At 42.5% G+C, this 23,262-nt stretch carries 16 protein-coding genes; 6 read left to right on the forward strand and 10 right to left on the reverse strand.

Annotated features, from left to right (window positions below; translation table 11 throughout):
• The first annotated feature begins 571 nt into the window (after positions 1-571).
• On the forward strand, positions 572-796 hold the full coding sequence (locus tag SHAL_RS14135) for a hypothetical protein (RefSeq protein WP_012277807.1): 225 nt from the start codon (positions 572-574) through the stop codon (positions 794-796).
• A gap of 360 nt (positions 797-1,156) precedes the next feature.
• Here the strand turns inward: SHAL_RS14135 and SHAL_RS14140 are convergent, their stop codons facing one another.
• The 3 genes from SHAL_RS14140 to SHAL_RS14150 all read right to left on the reverse strand — a co-directional run bounded on the left by SHAL_RS14140 (position 1,157) and on the right by SHAL_RS14150 (position 8,720).
• Positions 1,157-4,006: a TonB-dependent receptor gene (locus SHAL_RS14140; RefSeq protein WP_012277808.1), complete on the reverse strand. Its 2,850-nt coding sequence runs from the start codon at positions 4,004-4,006 to the stop codon at positions 1,157-1,159.
• An 823-nt stretch (positions 4,007-4,829) separates the two neighbouring features.
• On the reverse strand, positions 4,830-6,044 hold the full coding sequence (locus tag SHAL_RS14145; protein ID WP_012277809.1) for a porin: 1,215 nt from the start codon (positions 6,042-6,044) through the stop codon (positions 4,830-4,832).
• A 234-nt stretch (positions 6,045-6,278) separates the two neighbouring features.
• A complete protein-coding gene (locus tag SHAL_RS14150) occupies positions 6,279-8,720 on the reverse strand; it encodes a DNA polymerase II (protein WP_012277810.1) in 2,442 nt (813 codons plus the stop codon).
• 100 nt (positions 8,721-8,820) lie between these two features.
• On the opposite strand from SHAL_RS14150, the gene dinG reads away from it, so the two are divergent.
• From dinG to SHAL_RS14175, 5 genes are all read left to right on the forward strand, one after another.
• Positions 8,821-10,893, forward strand: coding sequence for an ATP-dependent DNA helicase DinG (dinG, locus tag SHAL_RS14155; RefSeq protein WP_012277811.1), 2,073 nt, complete (start codon positions 8,821-8,823; stop codon positions 10,891-10,893).
• An 8-nt stretch (positions 10,894-10,901) separates the two neighbouring features.
• Positions 10,902-11,675, forward strand: a complete 774-nt coding sequence (locus tag SHAL_RS14160) for a sulfite exporter TauE/SafE family protein (protein WP_012277812.1) — start codon at positions 10,902-10,904, stop codon at positions 11,673-11,675.
• Entirely contained in the window at positions 11,672-12,334 is a 663-nt protein-coding gene (locus SHAL_RS14165) for a primosomal replication protein (protein WP_012277813.1), read from the forward strand. The genes SHAL_RS14160 and SHAL_RS14165 overlap by 4 nt, the downstream gene beginning before the upstream one ends.
• Positions 12,335-12,343: 9 nt before the next feature.
• Complete coding sequence (locus SHAL_RS14170) at positions 12,344-13,054, forward strand: DUF2057 domain-containing protein (protein WP_012277814.1); 711 nt, start codon at positions 12,344-12,346, stop codon at positions 13,052-13,054.
• Positions 13,055-13,444: 390 nt separating this feature from the next.
• Positions 13,445-13,702 carry a late competence development ComFB family protein gene (locus tag SHAL_RS14175; RefSeq protein ID WP_012277815.1) on the forward strand — a complete coding sequence of 86 codons (258 nt, stop codon included), beginning with the start codon at positions 13,445-13,447 and terminating at the stop codon, positions 13,700-13,702.
• A gap of 213 nt (positions 13,703-13,915) precedes the next feature.
• On the opposite strand, the gene SHAL_RS14180 is transcribed toward SHAL_RS14175, so the two are convergent.
• The 7 genes from SHAL_RS14180 to SHAL_RS14210 form a co-directional block, all read right to left on the reverse strand.
• A complete protein-coding gene (locus SHAL_RS14180) occupies positions 13,916-14,851 on the reverse strand; it encodes an alpha/beta hydrolase (RefSeq protein ID WP_012277816.1) in 936 nt (311 codons plus the stop codon).
• Between the two features lie 12 nt (positions 14,852-14,863).
• Positions 14,864-16,030 carry an MFS transporter gene (locus tag SHAL_RS14185; RefSeq protein WP_263053406.1) on the reverse strand — a complete coding sequence of 389 codons (1,167 nt, stop codon included), beginning with the start codon at positions 16,028-16,030 and terminating at the stop codon, positions 14,864-14,866.
• 285 nt (positions 16,031-16,315) lie between these two features.
• A complete protein-coding gene (gene pta, locus SHAL_RS14190; protein ID WP_012277818.1) occupies positions 16,316-18,466 on the reverse strand; it encodes a phosphate acetyltransferase in 2,151 nt (716 codons plus the stop codon).
• An 85-nt stretch (positions 18,467-18,551) separates the two neighbouring features.
• Complete coding sequence (locus tag SHAL_RS14195) at positions 18,552-19,760, reverse strand: acetate kinase (protein ID WP_012277819.1); 1,209 nt, start codon at positions 19,758-19,760, stop codon at positions 18,552-18,554.
• 191 nt (positions 19,761-19,951) lie between these two features.
• Positions 19,952-21,151: an enoyl-ACP reductase FabV gene (fabV, locus tag SHAL_RS14200; protein WP_012277820.1), complete on the reverse strand. Its 1,200-nt coding sequence runs from the start codon at positions 21,149-21,151 to the stop codon at positions 19,952-19,954.
• Between the two features lie 23 nt (positions 21,152-21,174).
• Positions 21,175-21,594 (reverse strand): MaoC family dehydratase, encoded by a 420-nt coding sequence (locus SHAL_RS14205; protein ID WP_012277821.1) that lies wholly within the window; start codon positions 21,592-21,594, stop codon positions 21,175-21,177.
• A gap of 27 nt (positions 21,595-21,621) precedes the next feature.
• A complete protein-coding gene (locus SHAL_RS14210) occupies positions 21,622-23,214 on the reverse strand; it encodes an acyl CoA:acetate/3-ketoacid CoA transferase (RefSeq protein ID WP_012277822.1) in 1,593 nt (530 codons plus the stop codon).
• Positions 23,215-23,262 lie beyond the last annotated feature (48 nt).

Here is a 23,262-nt window from a genome sequence, read left to right on the forward strand (position 1 = left end):
GCAACCAACTGTAATTATGAGGAATAACCAATCAATGCACACAAGCAGCATTTTAACACCTCATTAACATAGACAGGTAAAACCAGTAGCTAATTTACCGCTAATGAATGCTAAACACGTCTTATTGGTTAGCCCTAGCTGATAAAAACATTGCACTGGAAGTCATTTTATTAGCTGTTGTGCTCAGTGGCAGCTTTTAACTTAGCAGTCATAATATATAAGTTATTGTATAAAATTTGGTTGGAGTGAATGTATATCCCTAAGGCGTAATCAGTCACAAAATGTCATTTAAAGCGCTCATAAAGGCTAAGAACAGAGATACACATAGTATTGTTTTGATAAGTTTGGAATTGACTCAAAATGTCTCAAGACTCGGTAATTTGTTAGTTAGCTAATAAATTAACACTATTTATGGAGCTAACAGTGCCTCACAACAATCCTGAATTAATACCCAGTCTCTAAAAGTAAGAAATCCACCTTCAGAGCCGGGGTCTCATACTTTGTTAACTGAAGGGAACTTTAACGGCAAGGCATGATCTGATCGGGTATGTTATTCTTATGGGTCGTTGCCATGTCCCGGTTTGAACACTTGAGCATCATCAAAGCTCCTCGCTCCTCCATTAATCATGAGCACGACCCTGTCGACATTATGTTCTTGGTTAACTCTGCTATTGCATCAGATTGCGAAGGATGGCTCGATATCGATGAGTTTGACCGTATAGACGATAGAAAAAATGCAGAGCGAATGGCTTTGATCCGTAGAATGCTTTCAACCTTATTCAACAACACCCATTAAAAGTCAGTAAGATGAGGAAGGTGGCATGGGAACCAATTAGGTTCTCGATTATTTAGCCTTAGCTTGTGTCTGTCCAGTACGCGAAGCTTCTCGTAAATCGTTTTCATTTTCTGAGTTCATCAGACTATTGACGGGTCATACATGTTCTCTTTTTTAGATGACTTCCTGCTTTCGCAACGTACTAACTCTTCATCCCTGTAAGCGTTACTGTTTACATATTTATGTGAAGCCAGCCAAACAAGAAAACACTTAAAAATAACAACGTTATTTTAAACATAAATTATGTCCTTTAAATAAAAAGACATGGCTTATACAAGCCATGTCTTTAAGTCGAACCTTAAAACTAAATTAGATTTCGCCTTAGAACTTCACACCAACACCTAAATATAGATGCCTACCTGTTGTAGAGTATGTACGCGGATCAGTATTATCATTAAACCCTGTTGCTGCATATGGAGGGTCTTGGTCGAAGATATTGTTTACACCGACAGTTGCAGTAACATTTTCAAAGAAATAAGTGAAGCCGGCATCATGGATAGTCTGGCTATCAATAGTGCGAGAATCGCTTAAATCATCTAAATCTGTCTCACCATCGTTGTTCGCATCAAATGGTTCTAGCGACTCACCAATGTAACGAATCTTCCAGTTTGCAGCCCAATCATCTTGAGAAAGATTAATGTTAAAGTTGGTTTTCCACTCAGGGAAGTTACCATCACCACTTGAACGACGGAACCAACCAGCATTCACAACAACCGAACCATCTGCTTGAGTGATATCATATGTATCGTAGTATGTAGAATCTAAGTTGAAGCGTAAATCACCAATACCAGTTTCAATAGCATATACTGCGTTGAAGTCATAACCTTTAGAGGTAATAGAGCCAACGTTTACATTACGATCATCAATATCACTTGAGTTACCATAAAGTGCACCAGCGTCAGCCCCATAACGAGTAATCTGGTCACAGTAAAGGCCCTCGTCCGCACACTTATCAAGGATTAACTGTTCACCAATTGTGCTAATCGCGTTATCAAGTTTGATATCCCAATAATCTACGGTTAAAGATAGACCCTCAATAAAGCTAGGGCTATACACAATACCTACGGTCAACGTGTCCGCTTCTTCTGGTGTTAGATCTTCATTACCACCACGTGTTGAAGATAGTTGGTCACCAATTGGCTCAAAACCACCAGCAGGAACGCCATCAGCAATACAGAAAGGAGTCGGGTTTGTTGCGCATTTATCGGTGACACTTGGGCTATTATCTGAAGCCCCTGCGAATAACTCACTCGTTGAAGGTGCACGGAACGCTGTAGATACAGTGCTACGGAACATCAATCCATCAAGTGGTATCCAGCGCAAACCAAGCTTATAGTTTGTTGTATCGCCAAATGTATTGTAGTCAGAGTAACGCAGTGCACCGTCAATCTCTAAGCTCTCAGCACCAACGACACCAGAAAGCAGCGGGAAGTTCATTTCGGTATATAATTCATCAACCTCATAACTGCCCTGTGTTTTTTGACGAGTAGTACCACTTGTAATTCCTAACGCAATTAGTGCATCAGGTAAGTCAGAACCAGATTCTTCACGATGCTCTGCACCAAATACCATTCCAACAGAACCAGCGGGAAGCTCAAATGCATCACCAAATACGCTAGCACTTAATACTGTTTGCTCATTCTCACCTAAGTCATGAGCTTCAAATGTGATAAAATCTAGCATCTCTTGAGATACCTGAGTATCTGTTCCAGGGACACCGAAAGTATTTAAAGACACACAGTCAGAAATTGGATTATCAACAGTTCCACATACAATATTGCCTTCTGCATCTTTAAAAGATGGCCCAACTGCTTGTGAAACCTTTTCAAAGTTTACTCCACCTGCTCTAGCTGAAGAGGAGGAGTTATTACCATATACATAAGAAACTTCATAACCCCAAGTTTCGCCAAACTCACCAGCCATGCCAAATACAGCACGGACAGTATCAACTTGGAATGAAGTATCACGTCCACCAGTTTCAACCATACGGCGACGCCAATCAGTAATATCTACACTGTTACCATCTTTATCTTTAGGGCCTAACTCTTGGTTATAGTAGTTATCAGCTGAATATGGAGCATCAGTCCAACCAAAGAAAGCTAAAGGCGCTAAAGGCAACGGTGCTAGCTTAGTCTTTGAGGTACGACGGTTAAATGATAACTCAGTAAAAAAGCGCAGAGAATCTGTAAATTGATATTCACCACCTGCAAATACGCCATAGCGCTCTTGCGGAGTTAGATGGTAGTTAGCTGGTGCATAGTTATAGGTATCTTTGTCCCAATCCCAGCAGTCATAGCCCGTTGGATTTGAAAAGTCAGAAGGATCTGACTGACCTGGACCACTGCCCGCACCATGAGTAAATGAACTACACTCTTGACCAGCAATATTGCCGTCAATACCATTATAACGACCCCACGGTGGTGCAGAAGAACCACCTTTATCTAGCTCTCCAGTTTCTGGATTGAGGTCGTATTCAAACGCTGACCAATCTCGGTCTCCAGACATCTGTTCAGTCTGTTGAGTGTAGTACGCGCTAATTACAGCATTCGAGTTCTCGTTTGTAACACCCATAGTTACATCGATTGTCTTTGTTTCTCCGTCCCACTCAGCAGTCGACCCATCGTAAGATGCATTGACTTCAAAACCTTCAAAGTCGTTACGAGTAATAATGTTTACAACACCAGCAATAGCATCAGAGCCATATACCGCTGATGCACCATCTTTTAAGACTTCTACTCGCTTAATAATTGCTACAGGAATAGTACTCAAATCTGCTGATGAATCAGCACCGGTCCCAGAATTAACCATACGACGACCATTAATTAGAACCAATGTTCTAGCACTGCCTAAGCCTCGCAGAGATACACGAACAGCACCAGAGCCGCCGTTGTTCACAGCAGTGTTTGTTGCAGCACCAGCTACGGCTGGAATTTCTTGAAGAATATCACCAAGGTTAGATATACCTGACTCAACAAGATCTTTGCGTGTAATAATCTGAACGGGATTAGCCCCTTCCATATCTACACGCTTAATTCGCGAACCAGTCACTTCAATACGTTCAACTTTATCTTCTTCTGCCGCAAATACTGCTGGTGCGGTAAACGCTGCTGTCATTGCACCGCTAACTAGCGCTAAGCGCACTGAGTTAGTTAGTAAATTATTCTTATACATTGTAAATCTCCCTGGACTCTCTTTTATTATTTTTAGCAAAACAAACATTCTTTAACAAAAACTTACATAAGACTTATTTTGCAAACAAATAAAAACACATTGGAAACAATTTTACAACACTTGAAACAACACGATGATACAAACTACATATTTAGATGAAGGTAAAGTAAATATCACTTATTTAGAAAAAAGGGGGGGATAAAGGCTTTAGACATTAATGTAATCGTATTCGTATAGGGCTAATCGCGTAGCAGCACCCAGGCATTTTAAGCGGGAGCAAACAAAACAGCTAACCAACTAAAATAAATAAGGTATACAAGATTGGCAGCATTCAAGAAAAGGATAAAACATACAGAAGCACTTGCTAAAACACTTGCTTTAATTATTAAAAAATGACATAAACTTTTTCAAGTTCACGTTACTAACACCACTAAGGAGAATATTTTTTACGCAAAACAACATGCTACAGAGGTACATCTGATAGCCATTGTAAAACATCAGTCACACATAAAACGTACACAAATCGTTCACAAATTAAACATCATTGCTTTTATTATTTGCAGCAAACTCGTGTCAACGCACTCCCACCAGCTATAAACTATCCGGCGATAGATACTTTCTATATATCGGTCGAGACTTCATTTATTAAAAAATTACAACTATCAAGCTAGCATCAAAAGCTTATTCCTAGCTTGCTACATTCATTAGCTTCAGGGTCGACTTCAGCCATAACAATATTCATACTCCACTTTTAATCTCAAAATATCCAAGCCAAAAAAAAGCGCCTTAAAAGGCGCTTTTCTATCACTATTAATTAGACAAATTAAAGTGTGTAACGGATACCGATTGCGATACCGTCATCTTCTGATTTTGCCATTGCTTCTGCATGTACACCAGTGAAGTCGCTATAGTCTTTACGACCTTCTAGATAAAGTACTGTGTTTGAATCCCAAACATAGTGAACACCCGCTACAACGAATTGACGCTTAAATACATCACCGTTGTAAGCCGCTTCGTATTCACTACCCGCATCTAAAATGTTGTAAGAAACGAATGTACGGATACCGTTTTCGAACTTGTAAGATGCTAGAGACTCAAGACCCTTAGCTTCTGGCATCATACGACCTAGGTTGTCAGTATCATGGAACTCTTGCTTGTTAACGTTAAATGCAGCGTAAACACCTTCTGAATTCCAGTTACCCCATGTTGCACCAACACCATAGATAGAATCGGTTTCTGTTAGACGCTTGCCTGCAGACGTTGTTGCTTCAAACTCACCTAGGTTGAAACCAGCTGTCAAAGTTAGCATATCAGTTACATTGTATGTAGCCGCACCACCGTAGGTGTAGTTGTACTCAACTGTTGTCACTGAGCTATTAACATTTACACCGGCAGCTTTAACTGACATGAAATCAGCTGCAGGGAAAAGTGGGTTAGAAGCACTTGGCACTTCACCTATTTCGAATGTATCTTGCTTTAGCTGAGCTTGAATTGCGAAGCTGAAATCACCGAACGCATTACGGTATTGAACTGTTTTGTCACCGCGACCAGTACCGTTTATCGCACCATCAGCCTTGTTATAAGTGTAAGTACCTGAAGCGTTACCGTCCCATACGAAACCATAGTTAGTGTTGTAAACTACGTCGTACCACGCGCCCCACTGCTTACCGATAGTGATTGAACCGTAAGTATCGTGAGCAAGACCAACATAACCTAGACGATTGTTAAGGAAGTCACCGCTTTTAGATTCGAACGTACTGTTACTGTTGTAAACAATCTTACTGTCACCGAATGGGTTAACGCCCCACTCAAGTTTAGTATAGGCTTTCCAGCCATCACTCATCTGGCGAGTAAAACCGAAATTAATACGTGAAGCGCCGTTAACCACTTCTGTAGCACCTTGAGTGTTGATGATACGAGCATCAACATAACCACCAATTTCTACTGCGTTCTTATCATCTTTATAAATTTCAATTGCTGATGCTGTTGGTACGAATATCACTGCCGCCAAGGCCGATGCTACTAGAGTCTTTTTCATTTAATTTGCCTAACCTTTATGTTGTTCAGTCTGCTTCATTCAAATTGACATCCATTTCGTTGTTTTCTTTCTATCCTGATTAACTGCGAGATTAGCAAAAGATTAGCAACCACTCAAAGACGAACATCACATTATTCGTTAGATTTTGCACAGGATTAACTGGTAAATACACTTACACCAAGACTTTGAACCAAACATTAACATTTAATTAGCGATCGATTAATGATGAACACCTTAAATTAACGACATTTGATTTGTAGTAACTTTGTTGAAAGTTGTTTTCAATATTGTAAGGATTGGTTCAGCAATCGGTTCTAATTGCCGAGAAAGATAATAGTTATAATCAATTAATGCAGAAGTATATAGTACAGGTTCAGCACCATTTAATGTCATCACATACTCAATTCGAGCACCGCGTTTACCGTACTGAGAGTCCCCCGTTGCATCACAGAGTTTGCGGGCGGCTTTTAAATGCGGGGCAGACTTAGCGGTATATTCCTCTAGATCACGCCTTAACTGCTTAGTAAAAACCAGTTCATTATCAAGATCACCACGATTTAGCTTATCTACGATTTCTCTTAAGTAAGACTCAACGTCTTGTTGTTGGAACAATCTGTCATAAAGCTCATATTGAATTCGCCTTGCGAGCGGCGACCAATCGCTACGAACTTGCTCCATGCCTTTAAAAATTAATTCAGAGTCCCCCAGATTATTACGTTTAGTTCCAACATAGCGTTTCTTTGAGCCTTCTATAGAGCCTCTTAGTGTAGGCATAAAAAACTGTTCAAAATGGGTCTCAAACTCCAATTCCAGAAAGCTCTCTAGATCGAACTCATTACTAAGCTTGTCACCCCATAACTGATTGACCTTTTTAGCCAGTGCTTTACCGGTTTGCAGCACCTTAGCGGGATCAAAGTCATTGCCAAGCCAAACAAAGGTGGAATCGGTATCACCGTAGATGACCTCATAGCCTTCAGATTCGATCCAACGCCTTGTTTGTTTCATGATTTCATGGCCACGCATGGTGATCGAACTCGCTAAGCGAGCGTCGTGAAACACACAGCCGCGGGATCCCAGTACGCCATATAACGAGTTCATGATGATTTTTATTGCTTGCGATAGCGGCGCATCCAGGTGTTTCTTGGCGGACTCCCTCTCCTCTGATAATTTTTTGATTAACATGGGGAGTATCGGCTTTTCACGGCTAAACCTAGCACCGAGAAAACCGGGTACAGTTTCGTCTTGCCCTTGATTAAGCAATTGATTAAGTCCTTGAACTAAGCCCTTAGGATCAATAAGGAAAGTTCGAATAATTGAGGGGTATAGACTTTTAAAATCAAGCACTAAAATATGGCGGTACAGGCCCGGAACCGAGTCCATCACATACCCACCCGGACTCTCTATGCCATCACTAACGGGTTTACTTGGCGCAACAAAACCCGCTCGATGTAGGTGAGGCAAGTACAAATTATTGAACGCCGCCACCGAGGCGCCAACACGGCCAAGCTCAAGACCGGTCAGCTTGGCGCGCTCAATGACAAAATCAAATAATTGGGTCTTTTCAAAAATATCCCAAACTAAGCGGCTATCGGTAAGGTTGTAGTGAGCTAGGGCCGGTTTGTCATTCAAAAACAGACTGTTGATTTCATCCATGCGGTTATCAACGTTATGAATCGCTTTACCTTCATCCAATAGCACTTGTGACACAAATTCGAGCGAGTAGCGCTCAAATTGATAAAAGGCCGCCTTAAGCCAATCAATACCATCTAATACGACTCGGCCTGGGAGCGACAATGTTTCTGGGCGAAACTTATCTTCGACTTTCCAGCTAAGAGGATGATTATCACGACCGATATTGAGGGCGATGTTATGGTATTTCGCTCGGCGATAAAGTAACGCCAAGTCGAAAGTGACCACTGACCAACCAATGATAATGTCGGGATCATATTCATTAAACCATGCTATTAGTCGCATGATGAGCTCGAACTCATTGGCAACCCATTCGATGTAGCCTTGCTCCGTCTCCTCGGGCTCACCGACCATAATCACTTTTTGGTAGACAATACCGTCAAGTGTTTGTCCATACAGGCCAACAGAGTAGAGTTCGCCGCTAAAGCTACACTCAAAGTCTAAAGAGATGGCTCTAAGCCTTATCGTCGATTCAGTTCTACGCGCCCTATTAGCAATAAACAGTGGCTGACGCTTCGCTGGGGCTAGATCTGAGACCGGGGCTATGACTTGTGGGCTTTGAGTGGACGGCTCTTGAAACTGCCCCTGAAACTCCGCATCTAATGCGATTAAGCGTTCAATCAAGAATCTATGCTCGGTTTTTACGTCTGATTCAAACAGCTCAATATCCAGATCTCTTGCGGCTCTCACTAACGTGCGTAACTGGCGTGCATCGCCACAATAAAGCCCTGATACAGGAATATTTTGAAAGCTCTTAAGTGCTAGCGTACTACAGCGGACCCCTCTTAGGTCTGTGCTTTGTAATAAGCGGAATTCATCACTGGTATGGATAAAGCAAACATGCTCTTGATGAGGAATTTCAACAGTCACTGGCCCCGCTTCGGTTTGAACAAAATACTGCAAGATCAGGCTGCCCTGCCGATTGACCGCATGGCGAGTCAAGACTCGACCTTTAATCACTTGCTGTTCGCTCAAGCTTGAATTCATACTTTATACTCAATTAAATGCACTATTAATCACTAAACGCTTCTTAGGCTAAGTAATCACTGTTATTATGTACAGCACTATTTATTAGCTTAGTGCATTCATGTTATCCGCAGACGTTAAAACTCAAATTCGTACTATATATAAGGGCATTTCTACATCCTTGCCTAACTTTCGCTCTCGTCGGGAGCAAAATTATATTGTTGCGGAAATATCAAAAACGCTTGCTGGGGAATATGACAAACAGCGCCGCATTATCGTGGTAGAGGCTGGCACGGGTATTGGTAAGTCACTGGCTTATATTCTTGGCTCAATTCCACTGGCATTAGCCAGTAAGAAAAAAGTCTGCATCGCAACGGCAACAGTGGCACTGCAAGAGCAGTTGCTACATAAAGACCTGCCATTTTTTCTGCAACAATCTGGGCTCGACTTTACCTTTGGTTTAGTCAAAGGTCGTCAACGCTATGTCTGTCTATCTAAGTTAGAGATGTTAGTCGGTCCCGATAACAGCAGCCAGATGGCGATGTGGCAAACCAAGCCAGACCAAAGCCAGGTCGATATGCTAGAAGGCTTATTAAAAGACTATCAAGCAGGCACTTGGAATGGCGAGCGCGATACATTAACTAAGCCACTACCCGATCATCTATGGCAACAGATCGCTTGCGACAAACATAGCTGCCATCGCCAACTGGCTAGCCATCGAAACTGCCCCTTCCATAAGGCACGTGAAGATATCGACACTTGGGATGTGCTTATTGCTAACCATAGCTTGCTATTTGCCGATTTAGAACTTGGCGGCGGCGTGATTTTGCCCGATCCAGAAGATATGTATTACATCATCGACGAAGCGCACCACCTACCGATTGTCGCAAGAGACTTTAGTAGCGCGCAGTCTACCGTGCGCGGCGCAACCGACTGGCTCGATAAGCTGAGCAAAACCACCAGCAAACTTCAGAACCAGATTAAGAGCAACTATATCATCGCGCCCGCGCAGTCGATGCTCGATCATATCGGTGATATTTCGGGACTACTGAATCAAGTAGCACAGTTTTGTGACGCGCAATCTGCAAAATTTGATAACCCAGAAAATCGCTTCCGCTTCGAGCATGGAAAATTGCCGTCAGCACTATTGGTTCAAGCAGAAAACTTGGCAACGGCATCCAATTTAGCGCTAAAGCAATTTAATAAAATGCTTAGCTTGCTGAACGAAGCGATAAAAGATGGCGAGATCCCCAAGCATCAATCTGAAGCATTACTATCTGAGACAGGGTTCATGCTGCAACGGCTTGAGAATTTGCAAAAGCTGTGGAAGATGATGGCCAAAGAAGACAGCCCAAAAGGTGCGCCTATGGCACGCTGGATTGAGCAACTAACCGGTAAGCAAGCCGATTACCTATTTAGTGCCTCGCCAATTGAGGTCGGCTTTATGCTGGAAAACCTATTGTGGGATAAGGCTGCAGGTGTCGTACTTTGTAGTGCGACGTTACGCGCACTAAACAACTTCAATCATTTTACTCATCAAGTCGGATTATCGATTAATGACGGCAGTCGCTACCTAGCCCTAGACTCACCTTTTGATTTTGAGCAAAACGCGACCCTATTTTTACCCAAAATGGACTGCGAGCCAACAGATGACAAGTATACCGATGAGCTAGCCAAGCATATCATCAAACTGGTCGAAGACGAGATGGCAAGCTTAGTCTTGTTCGCCTCTTATTGGCAGATGGAAAAAGTCGCCGACTTAGTCGAAAGTAAAATAAAAACAGGCTTACTCATTCAAGGTACACTGCCAAGACAAGAGATCCTCAAGCAACATAAGGCGCGCTGTGATGAAGGTAAGCCGAGCATTATTTTTGGCACAGGTAGTTTCTCTGAGGGTCTCGATCTGCCCGGTGACTATTTAACTAACCTTATTATTACTAAGCTTCCTTTTGCCGTGCCAACCTCGCCTGTTGAGCAAGCACACTCAGAATATATCAAGATTAAAGGTGGCAACCCATTTTTGCAGCTTACGATCCCAGATGCCTCACGCAAACTAGTGCAAAGCTGTGGTAGATTACTACGTAAAGAACAGGATTATGGCCGGATTTCAATCTTAGATAGACGCTTAGTGACGAAGCGCTATGGAAAATCTCTGCTCGACGCCCTACCACCTTTTCGCCGTGTAATTGAATAGGATAAGCATTGGATTTACTTCTCGACCCAAGTAGTTGGGCCATACTCGCATTAGTGGGTTTTATTGCTGGGTTTATCGACGCTGTTTCTGGCGGCGGTGGACTCTTGTCGATCCCGGCATTGTTAACCATGGGCGTATCACCCCATATGGCACTGGGTACCAATAAGCTAGCCGCATGTTTTGGCTCCTCAATGGCAGCTTACACTTACTATAAACAGCGGCTATTTTCGCCATCTTTGTGGTATCACACTTTTATTGCCACCTTTATAGGCGCAGTAATAGGTACCTTTATTGTTTACCTAATTGATAATCAATGGCTTGAAAAATGGCTGCCGATTATGATTATCGCCATCGCGCTCTATACCCTGTTTCAGCCCAATGCCATGGGCGATCACAACCATAAAATTCCAACTAAACCTAAGAGCAAACTAAGGCAATGGCTACAAGGCTTACCATTAGGCTTTTACGATGGTTTTGCAGGCCCAGGTATTGGTGCCTTCTGGACGGTATCGAGTACCGGTTTGCATAAACTGCCTTTGCTCTATAGTTGTGGACTCGCCAGAGCCATGACCTTTACCAGTAACCTCACCTCGTTGATTATCTTTCTCATGCTAGGAAAGGTTCACTTGGTCATAGGTTTATCGATGGGACTTTGCATGATGGCAGGCTCCTATATCGGCGCGCATTCTGCCATAAAATTTGGCCTGCCGTTTATTCGACCTATTTTTATCACCGTTATACTATTAATAGCGGCACAGTTAGTTTGGAGTGCTTGGTTATGACCACCGATGAGCTAATAAAAAAACTCAAGTTACAGCTCAAGCAGCTGGAGCAAGAAGTACTGCAGCATGATCATCGTCTGCCACCAGGGCAGCGTAAAATGATGCAAGATGTCGAACGCTTTAATAACGAGCTATTTATTCAAGTGGGTGGGCAGCTCCAGCCTTGTATCGATCAACTCGGTAAAAACATTGCTCAACTTGAACAGCTATTAAAAGCCAATCGCTCCCCCCACACGATTGTCTCTAGCTGCGAGAAAATTCAAGATAGATTTAGTGCGCTCAGACGAGCCCTAATGACAACCGGTATTAATGTTAAATCCATTGAACAGCAAAAACGTAGCCGCAGAGCCTATGCAATCAAACGCGGAAATAAGTCTCATAATGAAAGTGGCTTTAGCTGGATTGCCTCAAACGTGATGCAAAATAGCCATCAACTCTATGAAGAACTTAACAAACATTTGAACTGGGCTAAGATTATTGAACAAAAAATTGAAAATTTGCAATCTTCACTTGAAAACTGTCATAGTGCTGACAAAATCAAGCTGCAGAATGAGATCCTTTCTCTGCACAGTCGGCTAGGTAAATGTCGACAAGCTACCAGCTATATCGAAGACCGCATCCAATTATTCGAGCGACCTTTTAAGAGTCAAAATCGTTAAGGAACAAAAATGAAACCACGTTTAACCATTACCGCACTTCTTACTCTATGTGGTTCTTCAGCAGTTTTTGCCGCTGACTTCAACATCCCAATGGCCTTTGAATACATCGCAGTTGATGGACAAGAGATCAAGACTAGCCTTTTTAATCATAAATCAGAGATTGAGCTTGATAAAGGCACTCATAAAATTGCTATCCGCTATAACGATCTCGTTGAAGATGATTTTAGCGACAGTGAAACTAACATCAAGTCCAATGCCTTCGTTGTGACAATTGATGTCGATGGCGATTATAGCTATCAACTAAAACCCGCCGATGGTGAGTTTGTTAAAAACCCAAAAAGCTTTGCTAAGGCGCCACAAGTTGTGATTACTCGCGAAGACAAAGGCAATGTTAGCTATCAAGTCACTCAAACGAACATCGGTGAAGAGTCTTTTGTTTCTCGCTTCTTCAGTGGCAATGACGCCACAGACCTAGACGCTGAAGCCGCGGTAGTAACTGGAGCCGCTGTAGCCGTTGCATCAACGCCTAGCGCCCCGGTTAGCAAGCCTTCTCCTGCGGCCGCTGCAACGTTGCCAGCAGTTTCAGCAACAAGTACCACAGCACCTGTGACTTCAAGTGATGATGCAGCAAAAGCCGAGCAAATGCTGCAATACTGGTGGTTACACGCTGATGAACAAACACGTAAAGAGTTCATGAGCTGGGCCATTAAACAACTTTAAGATAATGCCTGAGCCAATTCTAAATTGAGTAGGCTCCCATTGTTATATCACGCCAGCGACTCTACGCTGGCGTTACCCTCTCACCTTTAATGCCCTAATCCTAAGCACCAAGATTTGTACCTATAGCCGCTCTACTCACTGCTAATAGAATTTTCCCGTTAGTAAACAATCATCTCCCTATGACATAAAACGGACTCACTGTGCACAAAATAAATAACATCTAACAATAACTTAAAATAGCCATTGCTTGTGTCACTGGCGGCGGATAGAGTAAAGTTTGAACTCATTTAAGTATTCGTCATAGCCAATTTTTATTGCCGCGAACAACCTCTGGTAGCCCGTTTTAACCGGATTAAGTGGCTTTTATAGTGGCTACACAAGGAGTGTTACATGCAATTAGAAATAAGAAATTACTACGAAGTACTACTATTAGAACTGCTTTCCGATGAAGGACTCTTAGATGAACTGCCCGAAGATTACTTAGCCGATCTATGTTGCGTCACACTCAACCAGCTCCCCGTGCGTTACATCAGGCACTTAGTGGATACTTACTTCTTCGAAGATTACAACGAACTACAACGGATGAAAGATGAGATCCAAAAAGCATTAGAGAAGTCGCGAGCGTTTTTGAAGTCGAGTAACAAATAAATCAGCTTTGACTATTAATTGAATATTCTCAAAAGTCTTTTCGCTATCGCTTATATAAGACAAACAGGGTTCTGAAGTGCAACTATAACTTAACAGCATGAAGTTAAAGCGACCTTAAATTCTAATATCAGCAGTTTTGAATTTTAAAGAAAAAAGACCGAATAGAATCTATAAACGGTCTTTTTTGTTAGTCAAAACAATGGTTGAAAGCAATTATCGATTCAAAAACTCACCCATTGTTCGATAAACTAAATCGCACTCAGCTTGAACAAGGTCTTCCATGTTCAAAAACGTGTGGATCATATCATCAAAGTGTATCAACTCTGCTTTACCACCCGCTTGCTTAACTTTGTCTACGTACATTTTGCCTTCATCTCTTAATGGACAGAATTCAGCAGTAAATACTAACGTTTCCGGTAATGCGCGGGTTAAATTACCATGCAGTGGGGATGCAGCGACTCTGTCGTCAGCTTCACTAAAATAGTTATCAAAATACCAGCCAATTTTGCCTTTTTGTAATAAGTACCCAACGGCATTTTGATCCATTGAAGGAGTGTCCATTGTGTAATCAAGGCTTGGGTATATCATTACCTGTTTGTCAATAATCACCGACTTATCAAATTGAGCTCGTCCGCTTACGCTAGCCACCAATGCGCCACCACCAGAATCTCCGACTACGGATAGTTGCTTCTGATAATTAACTGAACGTCCATCGAGTACTGCCCAGATCCCTTCAACTACTGCATAACCGTCATTCACGCCAGCAGGATATGGGCACTCTGGTGCCAGTCTATAGTCAACCGATACCACGATATGTTGAGTCGCATTGGCAAGTTTACGGCAAATGGGATCGTAAACCGTGACACTACCAGCCATGTGTCCACCACCATGAAAATACACAATTACAGGTAATTTTTTAGTGGGCACCGGATGATAAATACGTACGGGTACATTGTACTGTTCATTCATGACCAAATCGTCGGCTACCCATGCAATATCAGGAATATTTGTCACTAAACCTTTCGTCAGATTAGCTAAACCTTCACGTGCATTAGTCGCTGTTGGCTTAAAGCCGTTTTCAATTAAAACTGCTATTTGTGTATTAAAGTTATCTAGCCAAGGTTTGAGTTTTTCACTTACATTTCTCATAATACTTCCCAATTATTTCGTTACAGTGACTGATGATGGAACAGGTTTTCTTTTACCGGTTTCAGGTAAAAAGAAGCTAGCAATAAAGAAGGTAGATGAACAAGTCACAGCAAAGGTTGCCGATATCGCAATGTCACCAGTAATATCAGCCAATACACCCGCAATATACATTAGCCCTGTTTCAATGGTGTAAGAGATAGACCAAAACATACCAAACACCACAGTGATCCGTGTAGGTGTCATGTTAGGTAATTCCTGTGGCAGAGTAATCAGTGCGGTCATAGGAACAAACATGAAGAATCCGGCCATAAAGGCGGAAAAGTATGCAATTTCAGCACTCGACGTTGTGATCATCATTGCAGCAAACAAAGTCATAGCCAAACCACAATAACGAATAACAGGCACTCTAAGAGGGTAACGTTTAGCTGTAATAATACCAGCAATGGTACCCACCATACCGGCACCAATCATTATTGATGATAAATACTTAGCTTCTGCCGCAAAGGTTGGAACCATAGGAAACAATGCAAATACTGAGATATAACAAAATAGTAAGCCAGAATATGCAAAGGGAAGCCAAATATTAACTGGATCTTTAAAACCATCTTTTAACGTATATGTCTCTTTTACAGCACCATTCTTAGAACCGCCATCTAGAGAGAAATCGTCACTCACAAACCACCAGATAACTAATACAACAAAGCTGGCTGCTGAAATGGCTAAAATAACATTCTGCCATGTCTGAAAATTGGCTATCAGCGTACCCGTTAGCAAAATTGCAAGTAAGTTACCCGTGTTAAATGCTGCCGCATTAATACCGTTAATCATTGGACGTTCTTCAGCAGTGAAGTACTTCACTACAATAGGATTAAAGTAAACAATAACAAAAGCACCACCGAATCCCATAATAAGTCGGGAGATAACATAGATAGGATAACTGGATGCAAAGGCACCAAGTGCGCCGAGTACAATTAAAATTGAAGCAAAGGTAAAGGCTTTCTTAGGGCCCATTTTCACAAGTAGCCAAGCTGCTGCTAAATTACCAATGATTTTTGCGATAGTAATCGCATTGGTCATCCATGTCGCAGCGGCCATTCCTTCAATATTATAGTAAGCCATGATATTGGTAGTCATCATGGAACCCGCAACCCATGACATAGCAAAAAGCGCATATGTCATAAAAATTACTATCTCAATTAAATGTTTTCTTGTCATATTAGACCCCAGAGTATAAAGACGTTATTTCTAAACTGTCTCTATATTACTCAATAACAATCACGACCATTTTCCCGATTTCGCAATATATAATTGCATCAAATTTTCGATACTCATCGCGACTACATAAATAGAATTTTGATGTCCATCACGATTTAACTCTATCCCTTGATTGACTATTTTTATTTCAATATAAAAAAAGCACCAGTGCTGCCACTTGGTGCTTTATCAAGCAAAACTTGTAATCCGTTACTCCAATAATGCAGTCTGCGCAGACTGAATGGCTGTCAGTGCTATTGTGTAAACAATATCATCGACCAAGGCGCCTCTCGAAAGATCATTAACTGGTTTTCGCATGCCCTGCAACATTGGGCCAATGCTGATAAGATCTGCACTGCGTTGAACCGCTTTATAAGTGGTATTACCTGTATTAAGATCCGGAAATACAAATACTGTCGCTTGGCCAGCAACGGGACTATTGGGCGCTTTTGATTGAGCTACATTTGGCATTACAGCCGCATCATATTGCAATGGCCCATCGATAATCAGTTCTGGGCATTTCTGTTTTGCTATTCGTGTAGCTTCTCTCACTTTATCGACATCTGAGCCCGATCCTGAATTCCCGGTGGAATAACTGATCATCGCTACCCTTGGCTCTATACCAAAAGAAGCCGCAGATTGTGCCGATTGAATCGCGATATCTGCAAGCTGCTCAGCAGACGGATCGGGGTTAATTGCACAATCACCATAAACAAGTACTTGCTCAGGCATCAACATGAAAAAGATTGATGATACTAAATTTGAACCTGGCGCTGTCTTTATCAACTGCAGTGGAGGCCGAATCGTATTAGCCGTAGTATTTACGGCACCAGAGACGATACCGTCGACTTCTCCTTGGGCAACCATCATGGTGCCTAGCACCATATTGTCCTTAAGTTGCTCTTTTGCCACCACTTCGGTTAACCCTTTATGGCGTCTCAAGGCCAGCATTGGCTCGATATACTGTTCTCGAACAGCATGAGGTTCAACGATCACCACGCCATCACCAAGTGTCAGTCCCTTTTGTGCAGCGATACGGGTGATCTCTTCTTTATCACCCAGTAATATACACTTAGCAATGCCTCGTTGAGCGCATATAGTCGCAGCTTCAATCGTTCTTGGCTCATTACCTTCAGGCAAGACCACCGTTTTACCTGCAGCACGTGCCATTTCTGTAAGTTGGAATCTAAAAGCTGGAGGTGATAGACGGTGCTCACGTGATGAATCTTTAGTTACACTTTTAACCCATTGTTTATCTATGAGTTTAGCAACAAATTCTTTTCCCTCTTCAATGCGAACAATATCATCTACGGGAACTTCATGATTAAAGCGCTGAATATTAAGCGCCGTTTGCCAAGTATTGCTATTCACCAAAAAAATCGGCATACCTGTAGCCAAAGCCTGAGCACAAAGTTCGAGTATTTCTGGGGCAGGATCCACGCCTCCTGTTAATAATAATGCACCAATTTTAACCCCATTCATTGCCGCTAAACAGGCAGCGGTAATCACGTCACTGCGATCACCGGATGTCACCAGTAACGCATCAGTTTTGAAATGGGAAACCATGTTCGGTATGGTTCTAGCACATAATGTCACATGGCGTAGGCGTCTTAATTCCATTTCACCAGAATTAATAATTTTAGCATTTAAGTGCTTTGCTAAATCTAATGCTCGAGGAGCAACAAGATCTGGATTATAAGGAATAGCCCCCAAAACAGGCACAGAAGCAGTACTCAAACTGCGCATTAACTTCTTATTGTCGAATACAAGCTTGCCATTACTGTCAAACACCTCAGAAAGATCGAGTCGAATTCTTCCCTCATCGTCAACAGGCGCCCCGATACGATTAACAATAACCCCCGCAATTCGTTGGTTTTTTGCCCCCCCCCAACGGTTGCAGACTATTTCTATTCGATTTTTAACATCATCGGGTTGTTCATTACCCGGCGAAGTAATAAAAATCACATCGACATCAAGCGCTTTGGCTATTGCGTAATTCACATCATTAGCAAAAGGTTGGCTGCGAGTTTGAACAAGCCCTTCGATTATTAGAGTCTCTGTTGAATCAATACTTTTAGCGACTCTTGCAATAATCTGCTCCATCAATACATCACTTTTACCTTCACGAATAAGCTGTTGCGCCCACGCCATCTCAAAAGGCTCAATAGGATTGACTCGAGGAGAGTTTCCTAAAATGGTACTAGAGCGTTCAGGGCCTTTATCACCCACTCGAATTTGCGAAATAGGCTTAAAAAAGCGAACTTTCACACCTTGATGTTCAAATGCCCGCACCATACCTAAACTTATAGAGGTAAGACCGACACCACTCCCGATTGGAACCAACATTATTTTACGTGGCATATTAATCTGCTCTAGTTTTGCTGTTTTTCATCTCAATTTAACGTGCACTGCACGCCTGACGTTTCCAACGACCAACGCAAAATCCTTAATCGATTAGCTTCAGTGCATCTTGAGCGATAACCCACTCTTCATTTGTTGGGATCACCATCGCAACAGGACCAGTATCAGCAGTGATCTGCCCTTGTTGCCCAAAACGGGCCGCAAGGTTTCGCTGTCTGTCTAACTTAAAATTGAAAATAGAGAGTAACTCAATAACTTTTTGGCGAATTAATGCCGAGTTTTCACCAATGCCACCAGTAAACACTAGTGCATCAATACGTCCTAATGGCACTGTGTATGAAGCGATATACTTTGCTAAACGATAGCAAAATATATCCAGTGCCAAGCTCGCGCCTTTATGTCCATTAGCATGTCCCTCCTCAATACCGCGGCAATCATTGGTAAGCTCAGAAATTCCTAATAAACCACTTTGTTTATTCATCATATCTTCGACTTCTTTTAGGCTATAACCTAGGTTTTGCACTAAGTAAAAAATGATTGAAGGGTCTAAATCACCACAGCGAGTCCCCATTACCACCCCTTCAAGAGGCGTCATTCCCATCGAAGTATCGACACTTATTCCAGCTTTAATGGCGGTAACTGAAGCACCATTACCAAGGTGTGCACTGATCAAGTTTAGGTCCTCAACAGCAATCCCTAATGTCTTAGCCGCTGTTTGGCAAATATAGCGATGGCTAGTGCCGTGCATACCAAAGCGTCGAATACTATGTTCACGATAAAGCTGGTATGGCAACGCATAAATAAAGGCTTTTTGAGGCATAGTTTGATGAAATGCAGTGTCAAACACGGCAATCTGCGCAAGCTGTGGAAAGGCAACCTTAGCGGCTAAAATACCGATAATGTGCGCCGGATTATGTAATGGAGCAAGCGTGGCGCAGGCCTCTATACCTTGCAGTACCTCATCGTTAATAATAACCGAACCACTAAATTGTTCACCGCCATGTACGACTCGGTGTCCTACGGCCAGGATCTGTTGCTTAAGCGTTGGGTGGGCAGCAAGAATTGTATCCACAATATAGGCCATCGCTTCAGTGTGAGCACTAAAGGCTCCTAAGCTCTCTTGATGCTTACTCTCTTGTTGTCCGACTCGGGTTTTCCACTTAATGCAGGCATCTTCAAGACCAAAGCATTCACTTAGACCACTGAGTAGATCTTCTCCACTGATCGCATCGATAACGGCAAACTTTAGCGAAGAACTGCCACAGTTCAGCACTAAGACATATTTATTTGACATGAGTAATCCTATAACACATGGGGAAAGCCCAAGTATTTTGTTTAAATGAATGTATTGACTGCCCAATAGCTACTGCGCTAACTAATTTGATTAATCACTATTGGATAAAATAGAAGGTAATATTGCAGAGTCTGCAGCAAGTCTACTCTCCATGAAGCTTGCTGCAAATTTAACCTTGTCTAGTTTGAGTATTACGGCTGTAATTGAGTGAGAGAATCAAAATCCACACGAGTTTGGTAATCTACTTCAGCGAAGCCAAAACCGTTGAGTTGCATAAACTCAGTTTTATAGCCTTCATAGTCACCCACTTCAGCAAAATTATCGGGGGTAATTTTAGCGATCAACTTATCAACTTCCTGCTGCACTGAAGCATCCAGCTCCCAATCATCAATACGGATTAATCTTTCAGAATCAATAGGGGTAACGCCTGAGGTATAAACTCGTTCCGAAAAAAGCCGCTGCATCTGCTCAATACAGGTTTCGTGAGTACCTTGCTGTTTCATGACTTTATACAGTGCAAGGATATAAGGCGAAAATGCTGGTATATAAACGCTGGCCTTAGTCACTAACGCCTTACATACTGAAACGTGGGCACTACCACCAATCGCACTTAACTTCTCATTTAATTTATCACTGGTCGTGTGCAGATGTGTCTTAGCACGCCCTAGCGTACCTTGATGATAAATAGGATAAGTACTTTTTCCACCGATATATGAATAAGCCAACGTTTTGCACCCCGTTGCTAACACACCCGCTTCAGACAATATCTCAATCCAACTCTCCCAATCTTCCCCGCCCATCACCTTTTCTGTATCGATGATCTCTTGCTCTGTGGCTGTCCCGACTGTCATTTGCTCCATAGTATCGGTTTCAATATTAATTGTTGGACCCGTTACCGGCTCTCCAACGGTCTTGATGCTTGAACGCCACATTTCACCGGTTTCAGGGTTAGGTCTAATCCCTGTCGCTAAGCTGTAAACAACCAGATCAACTTTGCCACCAAACTCAGCACGGATATACTCGATAACCTGAGCACGCATTGCAGGGGAAAAAGCATCACCAACAAAGTTTTTTGCAATTAAACCCGCTTGCTCAGCTTGTTCACGAAAATATATGTTGTTGTACCAACCTGCACTCCCAACCCCTTTATCACTAGGGCCACGTTCAAATGACACTCCAATGGTATCTGCCGATGCACCGCCAAAGGCTAAAGACACTCTTGATGCCAAGCCAAAACCTGAAGATGCACCCAAAATCAGCACTTTTTGGGCTCCTGACTCTATCGGCTTTGCCGTTTTAACATAATTAATCTGGTTCAAAATGGCCTGTTTACAGCCAGCAGGATGCGAATTTCGTGCAACAACACCTTTAACAATCGGTTCGATGATCATAAATAATTCCTAAATTGGCTTCATTAAACGGCTTTGGGAGGCATAACAGTTGCGATGCCTTCGATGACGACGACGCCGTCTTGATTAATACTTTGTGTTGTGAGTTTAACGATATTCTTATCGGTGATGATTTCCGCTACCACTACAACGGCTCGAATCGTGTCACCGATATAAACAGGGGCTTTAAATCGAAGCTCTTGCCCTAAATAAATAGTCCCCGGACCGGGTAATTGCATGCCCAGAACCGCAGAAGTTAAACCTGACACTAAAATCCCATGAGCAACTCGGGCACCAAATACACTTTCTTTACCCGCAAGTTCACTGACATGCACCGGATTAATGTCACCACTCACACCACAAAATAGTTGCACATCGGTCTCAGTGATGGTTTTTTCAAAACTGGCTTGTTGGCCAATATTTATCTGCCCAATTGTATAGCTCATACTACTTACCTATTTATGCCTTAATGTTTACGCTGCAGAGTCAACTTGTGAGCTAAAGCTATTTTCATCAAGTGATAACCCCATTGGCGCCTCAGTGAAAATTCGTCTATCCATCATTTTTAAATTGGCACTGATAGCCGGCATGAACTCCATTTTTTGCAAGATGTCTCTATTAAGATCGACACCAGGCGCTATTTCAATAAGCTCAATACCTTTATCTGCTAGCCTAAAAACAGCCCTCTCTGTGATATAGAGGACTTTTTTGCCATTTTTTCTTGCGATATTGGCAGCAAAAGTAATCTGAGCAACTTTACGAATTAACTTACAAATGTGGCCATCTTCAATAATTTCCAGCTCACCATTACCCGTCTCTATTTGTAGTTTCCCCGCTGTAAAAGTCCCGCAGAAAAAAACTTGCTTAGCATTTTGGGTAATATCGATGAAGCCACCACAGCCCGCTATTTTAGGGCCAAATTTGGATACATTTAGGTCACCATTTTCATCACACTCTGCTAAACCAAGAAATGCTTGATCAATTCCACCACCATCGTAAAAATCAAACATTTGATCTTGAGTAATAATCGCTTCAGGGAATGCTGAGGCACCAAAGCTTAAACCGCCCGCAGGCGTGCCACCAATGGCACCAGGCTCAACAGTGGCAATCATTTGGTCGGTGATCCCTTCTTCATCCGTTACACTGGCTATCACCTCTGGCGCACCAATACCGTAATTGAGAATGGCGCCCCTTGTTAATTCCATTGCAGCTCGGCGAGCGATAATTTTCTTAGCGTCAAGTTTTCTTGAGATCTGCTTGTCAGCGCCTTGTTTACCACGTCCGCAGTAAGCAGGATTCATATTCTCAGCGAAGGTCTGCATATGGTGTTCCTCTTCGGAGACCACCACGACGGCATTAACAAAAATACCCGGAATACGTACTTGCTGTGGGTCTAGAGTCCCCACTTTTACAATTCTTTTTACCTGCACAATGACGGTGCCACCCATATTAGTGACTAGCTGAGCAGCGGCTAAGTTCTCTAAGAATAGGCACTCGTCCTCCATGGTGATATTGCCATTTTCATCAGCAGTGGTGCCTCGAAGCAGTGCAACATTGGCATCCATACGCTTATAAAATAGATAGTCGTTGTTATCTATGTTTATTACTGAGACGCGATCTTCTTTAGTCACACTGTTAATCTTGCCCCCATCAATACGCGGATCGATAAAAGTGCCAATACCAACATGAGAAAGTGTGCCGGGCTTACCCGCTGCAGAGTCACGTAACAGTTGCGCTATGACCCCTTGCGGAAAGTTGTAGGCTTGGATCTGGTTTTCATTAGCCAACTTTTGCAGACGTGGAATGAGCCCCCAATGTCCGCCCATGGCCATTTTTACCATACCAGGATATGCCATATGGTTAGCAGCTTTGGTCGCTCCATCTCCTTGGCCTGCTGTGAAATAAAGTTCTAGTGCTTTAGGATGCCCACAACTTAGAAATCGTTCACCAATCGCTTTTTCGATTGCTTCAGGCACTACGGCACCAATAAAGCCCCCTAGAATTACTTTATCTTCGTCTTTAATCAAAGACGCTGCCTGAGTTGCTGTCAGTATTTTTACTTTCATAACATCTTCCTTCAAAACTGAATAATGGGGTAACCAATAGCCGATGTG

Origin of the sequence: Shewanella halifaxensis HAW-EB4, assembly GCF_000019185.1 — a bacterium.
Taxonomy (GTDB): Bacteria; Pseudomonadota; Gammaproteobacteria; order Enterobacterales; family Shewanellaceae; genus Shewanella; species Shewanella halifaxensis.